8 protein-coding genes are annotated in these 12,293 nt (G+C 61.6%); 3 read left to right on the top strand and 5 right to left on the bottom strand.

Features of this window, described 5'->3' with window-relative positions; genetic code table 11:
• Positions 1-2 precede the first annotated feature (2 nt).
• A complete protein-coding gene (gene nadE / locus NPS56_RS23375; protein ID WP_274076813.1) occupies positions 3-830 on the top strand; it encodes an ammonia-dependent NAD(+) synthetase in 828 nt (275 codons plus the stop codon).
• A gap of 151 nt (positions 831-981) precedes the next feature.
• On the opposite strand, the gene azu is transcribed toward nadE, so the two are convergent.
• Positions 982-1,428, bottom strand: coding sequence for an azurin (gene azu, locus NPS56_RS23370; RefSeq protein ID WP_274076812.1), 447 nt, complete (start codon positions 1,426-1,428; stop codon positions 982-984).
• Between the two features lie 344 nt (positions 1,429-1,772).
• Here azu and NPS56_RS23365 point away from each other — a divergent pair, with 344 nt between their 5' ends.
• The gene (locus tag NPS56_RS23365) at positions 1,773-2,360 is read left to right on the top strand and encodes a TIGR00730 family Rossman fold protein (protein ID WP_274076811.1); all 588 of its coding nucleotides are present in this window, start codon (positions 1,773-1,775) and stop codon (positions 2,358-2,360) included.
• Positions 2,361-2,429: 69 nt separating this feature from the next.
• Complete coding sequence (locus NPS56_RS23360) at positions 2,430-2,609, top strand: hypothetical protein (protein WP_046819824.1); 180 nt, start codon at positions 2,430-2,432, stop codon at positions 2,607-2,609.
• A 78-nt stretch (positions 2,610-2,687) separates the two neighbouring features.
• Here the strand turns inward: NPS56_RS23360 and NPS56_RS23355 are convergent, their stop codons facing one another.
• The 4 genes from NPS56_RS23355 to NPS56_RS23340 form a co-directional block, all read right to left on the bottom strand.
• The gene (locus NPS56_RS23355) at positions 2,688-3,575 is read right to left on the bottom strand and encodes a transglutaminase family protein (protein WP_274076810.1); all 888 of its coding nucleotides are present in this window, start codon (positions 3,573-3,575) and stop codon (positions 2,688-2,690) included.
• Entirely contained in the window at positions 3,575-6,061 is a 2,487-nt protein-coding gene (locus tag NPS56_RS23350; protein WP_274076809.1) for a circularly permuted type 2 ATP-grasp protein, read from the bottom strand. Before NPS56_RS23350 ends, NPS56_RS23355 begins: the two co-directional genes overlap by 1 nt.
• A gap of 88 nt (positions 6,062-6,149) precedes the next feature.
• Positions 6,150-9,425 (bottom strand): DUF2126 domain-containing protein, encoded by a 3,276-nt coding sequence (locus tag NPS56_RS23345; protein ID WP_274076808.1) that lies wholly within the window; start codon positions 9,423-9,425, stop codon positions 6,150-6,152.
• Between the two features lie 382 nt (positions 9,426-9,807).
• Complete coding sequence (locus NPS56_RS23340; RefSeq protein ID WP_274076807.1) at positions 9,808-12,111, bottom strand: YgiQ family radical SAM protein; 2,304 nt, start codon at positions 12,109-12,111, stop codon at positions 9,808-9,810.
• Between the last annotated feature and the right edge of the window lie 182 nt (positions 12,112-12,293).

Below are 12,293 nucleotides of genomic sequence, written 5' to 3'. Positions count from 1 at the left end.
TCATGCAAGCCGTACAGCGTGAGATTGCTGAACAGCTCAAGGTACAACCGCCGTTCGCCGACGAAGCCGCCCTCGAAGCGGAAGTCGCAAGGCGGATTACCTTCATCCAGGATTGCCTGGTCAATTCCGGGCTCAAGACCCTGGTGCTGGGCATCAGTGGCGGTGTCGACTCACTGACCGCCGGCCTGCTGGCCCAACGCGCCATGCGTGAATTGCGCGAGCGTAGCGGTGACGACAGTTACAAGTTCATCGCCGTGCGCCTGCCGTACGAAACCCAGTTCGATGAACATGACGCCCAGGCCTCGGTGGACTTCATCAAACCGGACGAGCGCCACACGGTGAACATCGGCCCGGCGGTCAAATCCCTGGCCAACGAAGTCGCGGCGTTCGAAGGCAAGCACGCGGTGTCGGTGGATTTCGTGCTCGGCAACACCAAGGCGCGCATGCGCATGGTCGCCCAGTACACCATCGCGGGTGCGGCTCATGGCCTGGTGATCGGCACCGACCACGCGGCGGAAGCGGTGATGGGTTTCTTCACCAAGTTTGGTGACGGTGCCTGCGACCTGGCACCTTTGAGCGGCCTGGTGAAAAACCAGGTCCGCGCCATCGCCCGCAGCTTCGGTGCGCCGGAATCGCTGGTGGAGAAAATCCCGACGGCCGACCTCGAAGACCTGTCACCGGGCAAACCGGACGAAGCTTCCCATGGCGTGACTTATGCCGAGATTGACGCCTTCCTGCACGGAGAGCCAGTGCGTGAGGAAGCGTTCAAGATCATCGTCGACACGTACAACAAGACCCATCACAAGCGGGTGATGCCGTTTGCGCCGTAAGCTGCCGACACCTGTAGGAGCTGTCGAGTGAAACGAGGCTGCGATCTTTTGACTTTGTTCAAGAGCAAGATCAAAAGATCGCAGCCTTCGGCAGCTCCTACAAGTACAAAAAAAGCGTCCCAGGTGGACGCTTTTTTTGTACGCATTTCGATTACTTCAGGGTAACCGTACCTTTCATCATCGAGATGTGGCCTGGGAACGAGCAGAAGAAACCGTATTTTTCATTGGCATCGAGCTTCGACACATCGAAGGTCACAGAATCGGTTTCCTTGGCGCCGATGACCTTGGTGTGGGCGATAACGCGCGCGTCACCTTCCTTCAGGTAGTTCTTGTCGATGCCCGCGCTCAGGCCGTCGGTGGCGATCGGCTGCATGTCGGCTTCTTTGCTCAACACCCAGTTATGGCCCATGACGTTCTTCGGCAGGTTGCCGGAGTGAGTCAGCTTGACGGTAAAGGTCTTGCAGCTCTTGTCGATTTCCATGGCCTTGGTGCTGAAGGACATTTGATCGGTGGAATCAATGGTGGTCTCGCACTCGGCAGCCATCAATTGGCTGCTGGCCAGTGTCAGCAGGGATACCGCAACAAGTTTGGCAAACATGGTGAATCTCCAAGGCAGGGTGAATGAAAAATGCGAATGAACAGAAGACTGCCTGAAAACTTCGCAAGTTCCTATGACCTGAAGCAAAAATTGTATACAACTTTCGGGCTATGAGACCGATCGAGACAATCTACCAGCCAGGCGTCTGCCCCGGCCCTATCATCAGACCGTCCTCATTTTTCGGAGCGTCTGTTATGTCCATCAACAGCCTGTTGTGCAGCTTGCTCGCCGCCTATGCCTGCGGTGCCAGCGGAACCTGCGAAACGCCCAGGCGCGAAGTTTAGCCCTTGGAGCGCAGCGCGCCTGCCTTTACTCTGTGGCCCTGATCGACCCTGGAGTAAGGCATGTCTCTAGCATCCGTTTGTGTTTTCTGCGGCGCCAGCACTGGCACCAACCCGGCTTATCGTGAAGCAGCCGTGGCCCTCGGCCAGGCACTGGCCGAACGCAAGCTGACCCTGGTCTACGGCGGTGGCGCCGTGGGGCTGATGGGCATTGTTGCCGACGCGGCATTGGCGGCCGGCGGCGAAGTGATCGGCATCATCCCGCAGAGCCTCAAGGACAAGGAAATCGGCCACAGCGGCCTGACCCGCCTGGAAGTGGTCGACGGCATGCATGCGCGCAAGGCGCGGATGGCCGAACTCAGCGATGCCTTCATCGCTCTGCCCGGCGGCCTGGGCACCCTGGAAGAATTGTTCGAAGTCTGGACCTGGGGCCAATTGGGCTACCACGGCAAACCGCTGGGTTTGCTGGAAGTGAATGGTTTCTACAGCAAACTCACCGGTTTTCTCGATCACATCGTCGGCGAAGGCTTCGTTCGCGCAGCACACCGTGACATGCTGCAGGTGAGCGAATCGCCGCAGACGCTGCTCGACGCCCTCGATCGCTGGCAGCCGACTGTACCGCCCAAGTGGGTCGAGCAAAAACCCGACTAACGACTTGGCACCGATACAGGGCAGAATACGCGCCGCTCAAACCTCACCTTCGACCCCAGAGGATCGCCCATGGCCAAACCCAATTACTCCTTCGCCAAACGTCAGAGAGACCTGGCCAAGGAACAGAAGAAAGAGGAAAAACTTCAGCGCAAGAAAGCAATGGCTGACGAAGCGGCACTGAACCCTGACGGTGAAGTCGCGGCAGATGACGATGTTGATGCACCGAAAGATCAGGCGCCTGACGCCTGAGTCCCTCCGGGCCGGATGATCTGATCAGGCCCACGGATCTGTGACCGGGGTTGGCAGCTTTGCTGCTGACCCCCGCTCCTACAATGGCATCACTGTGACGCGGACTTCCGGATCATGGTTGCCGCCCCCCAGGATGACCCCACGCAACGGCGACACATCGGAGAAATCCCGGCCCCAGGCCAGGGTGATGTGCTCCAGCGCCGGTTGTACATTGTTGGTCGGATCGAAATCCACCCATCCCGACACCGGGCAATACACCGACACCCAGGCATGGGAAGCATCGGCACCGATCAATCGCGGTTGGCCGGGTGGTGGCTGGGTCAGCAGGTAGCCGCTGATATAACGCGCGGCCAATCCACGGGAGCGCACGCATGCGAGCATCAGGTGCGCGAAGTCCTGGCAAACCCCACGCCGGCGTTCCAGCACTTCCACCAAAGGTGTCGCGACCTGCGTCGCTTCGGCATCGAAAGTAAACTCGCTGAAGATTTTCTCCATCAAGGCCTGGACGCCGAGCAACAGCGGCCTTCCTGCCGGAAAGCAGCTCTCGGAAAACTCGACGAAGTTGCGCTTCAGATGCACATAAGGGGATTCGAACCGGTAACGGCAGGCTTCGAGCATTTCGGGCGCAAGCGGCTGGCTGCTGTAGGTCAGCGCGCTGCGGGTGGCTTCCCACGCTGGAGACCGATTGAAGTCGACCACGGGGCGGGGCAGCACTTCGATCGTCAGGCTGGCGTTGACCAGCAGTTCATCATGGGGACGTTCGAACGCCAGGCGGGTCAGCGGGTTGCCGAACACATCCAGCTCATCGCGTCGCGAAGTCGGGACCGGGCTGATCTGCAGTTGCTGATCGGAGCAATGCTGCCACGCACAAGGCCTGGGCCACAGATGCGCCAGCTGCTGGGCCAGGGACACCGGGCTGTCGTAGTGATAATGGGTATCGTGGAAAATCTGGTAGCGAGCGCTCATCAGACGGACACCGTGCGCTGGCTGACATCATCAACGTGGGCAAAGTGACGCAAGGCCAGGCGATCCGAAACCTGCCCGCTGGCATCGGCGATTTCTTGCAGCAGATCGGCCAGCCCTTCGATGGCGGCGCGCACGCTGGTGGCGCCAAACAACGGGTTCTCCAGGCAGGCCAGGTCGAAACGCGCCAGACGCTCCACCAACTGCGCCAGGCCCGCCTCGCGAGGGGTACCAAAATCGTCGCACAGGTGCTTGAGCGTGCGGGTCACCAATTTCAACTGGAACAGTACCGCATGCGGGTTTTGCTCATCGAGCAACAACAGGTCGAGCACCGGGATCAATTGCGCCACCGCGAGGTACCGCGAACGATAGGTGATGCTGCTGTTGCCCAGCTCCAGCAACCATTCCAGCCCCGCCTGATCGAAAGCCCCGGCGCCTCGCAGGAACGCCGCCAGGCTGGCGCTGAGAAACTGCAGGCGCTCGATGCGCCGGCCGATCATCAGGAATCGCCAGCCCTCGTCCCGGGTCATGTCGTCCAGGGCAAAACCGGACAGTGCCGCCAGGGACATCACCAGCCGGTTGAGGAAGTCCAGCAGCTCACCGAAGTCCGGCTCCTCGGTCTCGAGTTCCATCGCTTCGCGTTGCAACTCCACCAGCGCCTGCCAGTTTTCCCGCGAGAGTTTGCCCCGCACCTGCGAGGCCGCCCATTGCAAACGCTGCAGGTTGGAACGCAGGCTGAACGGCCAGTCAGCGCCGAGTATCGCGGCCAGCAACCGTTCGGGCAGTTCACCTTCATCGGGTAGCAGGTTCAGTCGCTCGCCAAGATCAACCGCGGCGTCCAGGGCCTGTGGGTCATCGCCGTCGACATACCGCGCCAGCATGATGCGCAACAACCGTGCACTGTCATCGCAGCGTTCGCAGTAGCGGCCGAACCAGAACAGGTTTTCCACGACCCGCGAGGGCAGATACGGATCGCGACGCACCAGATCATGCACGCCGATGTTGCGTTGGGTTTTCCACTGTTCGCCGCTGGGTGGGCGATTCCCCAGCACCCAGGTGTCTTTGCTTGCACCGCCCCGCTGCATCGACACCACTTCGGCATCCGCCTCGGCGGCCACACGGGTTAAACCACCTGGCAACACCCGATAACCTTCGCGACTGGCCACCGCATACACACGCATGCCGATGGCCCGGGGTTGCAATTGGCCGTCCTCGGCCTGCCAGACAGGCGCCTGGGACAGCTGGGCAAGTTCTTGCGCAACATAGGCATAAGGGCGTGCCTGCATGCGCTCGGCGAGCTCATCGCGCTGTAATTCACTCAAATCCCTACCAAACACCGGTGCAAAGCTCTGGGACGGAAATGCTGGCTTTATCAGCAGTTCCGGCAGTTTTTCCAGGGCTTGGGCCAGCACAGGCGCTTCACCGCACCACCAGGTGGCGATGGACGGCAGGATCAGCTCTTCGCCAAACAGGAATTGATTGATCTTCGGCAGGAAACCCAGCAAGCCCGGCGATTCCAGCACCCCGCTGCCGAGGGCGTTGGCCACCAGCACTCGCCCCTGCCGCACGGCCTCAAGCAGCCCTGGTACGCCCAGGGCGGAGTCGGTGCGCAATTCCAGCGGGTCGCAGAAGTCGTCGTCGAGCCGGCGCATGATCGCGTGGACCCGACGCAGGCCGCTCAGGGTCTTCAGGTAGACCGTGGCATCACGCACCGTCAGGTCGCCGCCCTCCACCAGCGGATAGCCGAGCTGCCGCGCCAGGTACAGGTGTTCGAAATAGCTTTCGTTGAAACGCCCCGGCGTCAGCAGGACCACCAGGGGCGCCTCTTCATCGCTGGGCGCCTGGCGAGCCAGGGTCTCCTGGAGGGTACGGAAAAATCCGGCCAGATGCTGCACCTTCAAGTCACGGTACAACTCGGGAAAGGCCCGGGACACGATAGTGCGGTTTTCCAGGGCGTAGCCAGCTCCGGACGGCGCCTGAGTGCGGTCCGCCGTTACCCACCAGCGGCCATCGGGCGTACGCGCCAGATCCACGGCGTACAGATGTAAAAAGGCGCCGTCAGGCGGCTGGATGCCCTGACAGGGCCAGAGGAAATTGTTGTGGCCAAAGACCAGCTCGGCCGGCAGCAGACCTTCGGCGATCAAGCGTTGCGGACCATAGAGATCGGCCAGCACGGCATTGAGCAAGCGCGCACGCTGGGCGATGCCGGCGGACATTTGCTCCCACTCATCGGCGGCAATCACATGGGGCAGCAAGTCCAGCTCCCAGGGTCGATCGGCGCCCTTGGGATCGGCATAGACATTATAGGTGACGCCGTTTTCCTGGATCTGCCGGGCCAGCAGCGCCTGACGCTGCACCAACTGCGCGGGCGTGCTGCGCTGCAACTGGTCGAACAGCCGACGCCAGTGCGGCCGTACGGCCCCGCTGTCGTCGAGCAATTCGTGATAGGTGCCCGCCGTCAGCGGGTAGCGGTCTAGCAGGTCAGGCATGGAATGCTCGGCAGACAGCAATGAACGGTCAGACTAACGCACGCTCATGACACCCGGATAGACGAAAAATCCGGGCGTCGCGTACGAATTAGAAACGTCGCAAATCGAGTGTCATCGGCAGCTCGTCGTTAATTTCCATATTCGGTATCGGAAGTTTCCCCGGCGTGTGTCCGATACGGAAAAAACGCGCCATTCGCCGACTCTCGGCTTCATTGGCGTTGACGGGCAAGGTCTCGTAATTGCGCCCGCCCGGATGGGCGACGTGGTACTGGCAACCGCCCAGCGAACGGCCCATCCAGGTGTCGAGCAGGTCGAACACCAGCGGCGCATGGACCGGGATGGTCGGCTGCAGACAGTTGGCCGGTTGCCAGGCACGAAAGCGCACCCCGGCGACGAACTCGCCAACCCGCCCGGTGGGCTGCAACGGCACAGGTATGCCGTTGCAGGTCAGCAGGTAGCGTTGCGGCGGCAGTCCGCTGAGCTTGACCTGCAGGCGCTCCAGGGACGAGTCCACGTAACGCACCGTGCCACCGACCGCGCCCTCCTCGCCCAGCACATGCCACGGCTCAAGGGCCTGGCGCAGTTCCAGCTCGATGCCATTGACGGCGTAGTCGCCGACCTTGGGAAAGCGGAATTGCAGGTGCGCCGCAAACCACTCTGCCCGCACCGGATAACCGGCGGCATTGAGGTCGACGATAACATCGGCGAAATCCTGTTCGATAAAGTGCGGCAACAGGAATCGGTCGTGCAGCTCCGTGCCCCAGCGCGCCAGTTTCGGCGGCGCATAAGGCTCGCGCCAGAACCGTGCGACCAACGCCCGCAGCAATAGCTGCTGGGCCAGGCTCATGCGTGCATGGGGCGGCATTTCAAAGGCCCGCAACTCCAGCAAGCCCAGGCGACCGGTCGCGCCATCCGGCGAATAGAGTTTGTCGATACAGAACTCGGCGCGATGGGTATTGCCGGTCACGTCGATCAACAGGTTGCGCAGCAATCGATCCACCAGCCAGGGCGCGCACTCCTCGCCCGGCTCGGGCATCTGGGCGAAAGCAATTTCCAGTTCATACAAGGCGTCGTTGCGTGCTTCGTCGATACGCGGGGCCTGGGATGTGGGGCCGATGAACAGCCCGGAAAACAGGTACGACAGCGACGGATGGTTATGCCAGTAGCTGATCAGGCTGCGCAGCAAATCCGGACGCCGCAGAAACGGTGAGTCAGCCGGAGTCGCGCCCCCCAGTACGAAGTGGTTACCCCCACCGGTGCCGGTATGCCGGCCGTCGATCATGAATTTCTCGGTGGTGAGTCGGGTCTGGCGCGCTTCCTCATATAGAAACTCGGTGCGTTCAACCAGTTCGTCCCAGGTCGCCGAAGGCTGCACGTTGACTTCGATCACGCCCGGATCAGGGGTGATGCGAAAGTTGCTCAGGCGCGGATCGCTCGGCGGCTCGTAACCTTCCAGCAACACCGGGCAATGCAGCTCCTCGGCGGTGGCTTCGATGGCTGCGACGAGTTCCAGATAGTCTTCGACCCGCTCCAGCGGCGGCAGGAACAGGTACAACCGGCCTTCCCGCGCTTCGGCGCAGAACGCGGTGCGGGTCAGCCAGTCGGCGGACTCATCGATCTTCGGTGGCCGATCTTCAATCAGCGCCGCCGTGCCCTGGCGCTGCAGTTGCCCGGTGTCAGGCAGCGGCGGGAAATCCTGGTTCGGATCGTTGGGGTGAATGAACGGATACTCCGCCGCCTTCACCCACGGTTGTGAGCCCAGTGGCAGGCGATACCCCAGCGGCGAGTCCCCCGGCACCAGCCGGCAGTGCTCGTCACGCAGATACCAGCGCCCGCTTTGCCATTGATCGCCCTTGGCGGTGCGCGCGAGCGGCAGGACCTGGCCAATCACCTTGTCCAGGCCCTGGCTGAAGACTTTGCGCAACCGCGCGCGCTCCAGGGGCTCCTCGAGTCGCGAGTCTTCGGCGCTGACGTTCTGCGGCAAAGTGCCTTCGCGCCAGAGGTAATAGAAATTGTCTTCGTACGCAGGGAACACAAAACGTGTCGGAATTTTCAACCGCTCGGCGACACTCGCCAGGAAACGCCCGGCCAATTCGCCATTGGCGCCATAATCCTGCTGCTCGTCGGCGATCAGCGCGCTGTTGTGCCAGATCGGCACACCGTCGCGGCGCCAATAGCAATTGAGCGACCAGCGTGGCAGTTGCTCGCCGGGGTACCACTTGCCCTGGCCAAAATGCACCAGGCCTTGCGGGGCATAACGTTTACGCATGCGCTGGAACAGTTCGGCGGACAGCTGGCGCTTGGTCGGCCCCAGTGCCGCGGTGTTCCACTCGGCGCCGTCCGGGTCATCGATGGACACGAACGTCGGCTCACCGCCCATGGTCAGGCGCACATCGCCCGCCAACAGGTCGGCGTCGATCTGCCGGCCAAGGGCCTGGATCGCCTGCCACTGCTCTTCGGTGTAAGGCTTGGTGACCCGCGGAGCTTCCCAGATCCGTTCCACCGACATTTCGTGGCTGAATTCGCACTCGCACGGTTCCACCAAGCCGCTGATCGGTGCCGCAGAGGACGGATCGGGACTACAGGCCAATGGTATGTGTCCTTCACCGGCAAACAGCCCCGAGGTCGCATCCAGGCCGATCCAGCCGGCACCGGGCAGATACACCTCGCACCAGGCGTGCAGGTCGGTGAAATCCACGTCGGTCCCGGAAGGACCATCGAGACTTTTCAGGTCAGCGGTCAATTGAATCAGGTAACCCGACACGAAACGCGCGGCCAATCCCAGGTTGCGCAGCAGTTGTACCAGCAGCCATGCCGAATCGCGGCAGGAGCCGGAAGCCTGCTCCAGGGTGTGCTCGGGCGTTTGCACCCCCGGCTCCATGCGGATCAGGTAGTTGATGTCTTCGCTCAGGCGCTGGTTGAGCGCGACGAGGAAATCCACGGCCGGCAATGGTGTGCGGTCGATGCCGTCCAGATAAGCCTGGAACTTTGGCGTCAGGGGCAGGGTTTCCAGGTACGGGGCCAATTCCTTGCGCTCGTCGCTTGCGTAGGCGAATGGGATCTTTTCGGCGTAGGGCTCGAGGAAAAAGTCGAACGGATTGAACACCGCCATTTCCGCCAGCAGATCGACTTCGATGCGCAGCTCGTCGGTTTTCTCAGGGAACACCAACCGCGCCAGGTAATTACCCTGGGGGTCCTGCTGCCAGTTGATGAAATGCTGTTCGGGCGAGACTTTCAGCGCATAGGAGAGTATCCGCGTGCGACTGTGGGCGGCCGGACGCAGGCGAACAATCTGCGGACCCAGCTCGACAGCGCGGTCATAGCGATAATGTGTGACGTGATGCAATGCGACATGAATCGACACGGCGTGCCTCCTGCGAGCCCTAAGCGTATTGGAAAGCGCGCAAGACTTATGCCATCGCGCAGTGCTGGCGCTTTCTCCCGTTGCAGGAGGCAGTACAGCACCAAAATCGGGCGATGCGGGAAATTGGTTTGAGAGAGTTGCACGTAAATGTGGCGATCGGGGTAGTCACCCTGCTTCAGCGTTGGCTGTACCGGCCTCTTCGCGAGCAAGCCCGCTCCCACAGTGGTTGAGCTTGCCTGCGATTATGTGTTCGCGACAGAACCTGTGGGAGCGGGCTTGCTCGCGAAGAGGCCAGTCGCCCCGACACATTTCAGGGATCAGTGCAGTACGCAATGCAAAACGCCAACCCGAAGGTTGGCGTTCTGTTCAGCTCAAGCGCAGCTTAGCGCGGCACAACCGGCTTGCGCGCAGGCTTGGGCCCTTTGCCTTTGGCCGCTTCCTTGCGCTCCTTGGCCGCCTGCTGGTTGCGGGCGAATGCCGCCGCCTTGGCTTGCTCACGCTTGTCCCACGGGTTGCCGCCATCGCTGGCGCGTGGTGGCAGGCCGGTGTGCTGGGTCAGGATCTTGGTGGTCTTTTCCCCTGCAACCTTGTGGCTGCCGGCCGGCGTCGAGTTCTTGCGACGGGCGCTCTGGTAGCTGTCGGTGGACGGCTGGTGCAGCGGGATCAACTGGTTCTTGCCCGGCCCGATCAGGTCGGCGCGGCCCATGCGGGTCAATGCTTCACGCAGCATCGGCCAGCCCTTCGGGTCGTGATAACGCAGGAACGCCTTGTGCAGACGGCGCTGCTCTTCGCTCTTGACGATGGTCACCGCGTCGCTCTTGTAGGTGACCTTGCGCAGCGGGTTCTTGCCCGAGTGGTACATCGCGGTGGCGGTGGCCATCGGCGACGGATAGAACGCCTGCACCTGGTCGGCACGGAAACCGTTGCCCTTGAGCCACAGCGCCAGGTTCATCATGTCTTCGTCGGTGGTGCCCGGGTGGGCAGCGATGAAGTACGGAATCAGGTACTGCTCCTTGCCTGCTTCCTTGGAGTACTTCTCGAACATGCGCTTGAACTTGTCATAGCTGCCGATGCCCGGTTTCATCATCTGGTTGAGCGGACCTTCCTCGGTGTGTTCCGGGGCGATCTTCAGGTAACCACCGACGTGGTGGGTCACCAGCTCTTTAACGTATTCCGGCGACTCGACCGCGAGGTCATAGCGCAGGCCGGAGGCAATCAGGATCTTCTTCACACCCGGCAATTCACGGGCGCTGCGGTACAGCTTGATCAGGGCAGAGTGGTCTGTGTTCAGGTTCGGGCAGATGCCAGGGAACACGCACGATGGCTTGCGGCACGCGGATTCGATTTCCGGGGTCTTGCAGGCGATGCGATACATGTTCGCGGTCGGGCCACCCAGGTCGGAAATCACGCCGGTAAAACCGGGGACCTTGTCGCGAATTTCTTCGATCTCGCGAATGATCGATTCGTGGGAACGGTTCTGGATGATCCGGCCTTCGTGCTCGGTGATCGAGCAGAAGGTGCAGCCACCGAAGCAGCCACGCATGATGTTCACCGAGAAACGGATCATGTCGTAGGCCGGGATTTTCTCCTTGCCGTACGCCGGGTGCGGAATACGGGCGTAAGGCATGCCGAACACGTAGTCCATTTCTTCAGTGGTCATCGGAATCGGTGGCGGGTTGAACCAGACATCGACTTCGCCGTGCTTCTGGACCAGGGCACGGGCGTTGCCCGGGTTGGTTTCCAGGTGCAGCACGCGGTTGGCGTGGGCGTAGAGCACCGCGTCGTTGCGGACCTTTTCTACCGAAGGCAGGCGGATCACCGTCTTGTCGCGGGTCATCTTCGGGCTTGCCAGGATCTGCACGACCTTGGCTTCCTGCGGGTCTTCAACCGGACCCTTTTCCTGCTCGATGGCGCAGGCCTGGGTGTCCTGGGTGTTGACGTACGGGTTGATGATCTTGTCGATCTTGCCCGGACGGTCGATGCGCGTGGAGTCGACTTCGTACCAGTCTTTTGGCGTGTCACGACGGATGAACGCGGTGCCGCGCACGTCGGTGATGTCTTCGATCTTGTGACCGTAGGACAAGCGCTGGGCGACTTCGACGATCGCACGCTCGGCGTTGCCGTAGAGCAGGATGTCGGCGCAGGCGTCGATCAGGATCGAGTTGCGTACCCGGTCCTGCCAGTAATCGTAGTGGGCGATGCGGCGCAGGGACGCTTCGATGCCGCCAAGAACGATCGGCACGTTTTTGTAAGCTTCCTTGCAGCGCTGGCTGTACACCAGGCTCGCGCGGTCCGGACGTTTGCCCGCCATGCCACCTGGGGTGTAGGCGTCATCGGAACGGATTTTCTTGTCGGCGGTGTAGCGGTTGATCATCGAGTCCATGTTGCCGGCCGCGACACCGAAGAACAGGTTCGGCTCGCCGAGCTTCATGAAGTCGTCTTTGGACTGCCAGTTCGGCTGGGCAATGATGCCGACGCGGAAGCCCTGGGACTCCAGCAGCCGGCCGATGATCGCCATGCCGAACGACGGGTGATCGACGTACGCATCACCGGTGACGATGATGATGTCGCAGGAATCCCAGCCAAGCTGATCCATCTCCTCCCTGCTCATGGGCAGGAATGGCGCTGGCCCGAAACATTCGGCCCAGTACTTGGGATAGTCAAATAACGGCTTGGCTGCTTGCATGTCGATAACCGGTGTTGGCTTTCATTGAATTTCGCGGGCGCGGAATATAGCACAAATTTTGACCAATTCCGACGGCTGTGGTCGGAAATTGCGTCGCCCCTATCGCGAGCAAGCTTGCTCCTACAGGTACGACGCGCCCCCTGCAGGCGCTGGCTTGCCAGCGATGGGGCCCTTCAGGACGC

Source organism: Pseudomonas putida, assembly GCF_028682635.1.
Lineage (GTDB): Bacteria > Pseudomonadota > Gammaproteobacteria > Pseudomonadales > Pseudomonadaceae > Aquipseudomonas > Aquipseudomonas putida_AE.
Note: the sequence above shows the minus strand (reverse complement) of the source record. Positions and strands in the feature narration are given on the sequence as shown.

Coding starts and splice junctions, on each gene's coding strand:
- NPS56_RS23355 (WP_274076810.1), bottom strand. CDS start 3,575: ATGAGCGCTCGCTACCAGATTTTCCACGATACCCATTATCACTACGAC.
- nadE (WP_274076813.1), top strand. CDS start 3: ATGCAAGCCGTACAGCGTGAGATTGCTGAACAGCTCAAGGTACAACCG.
- NPS56_RS23350 (WP_274076809.1), bottom strand. CDS start 6,061: ATGCCTGACCTGCTAGACCGCTACCCGCTGACGGCGGGCACCTATCAC.
- NPS56_RS23360 (WP_046819824.1), top strand. CDS start 2,430: ATGGCCAAACCCAATTACTCCTTCGCCAAACGTCAGAGAGACCTGGCC.
- NPS56_RS23340 (WP_274076807.1), bottom strand. CDS start 12,111: ATGCAAGCAGCCAAGCCGTTATTTGACTATCCCAAGTACTGGGCCGAA.
- NPS56_RS23365 (WP_274076811.1), top strand. CDS start 1,773: ATGTCTCTAGCATCCGTTTGTGTTTTCTGCGGCGCCAGCACTGGCACC.
- azu (WP_274076812.1), bottom strand. CDS start 1,428: ATGTTTGCCAAACTTGTTGCGGTATCCCTGCTGACACTGGCCAGCAGC.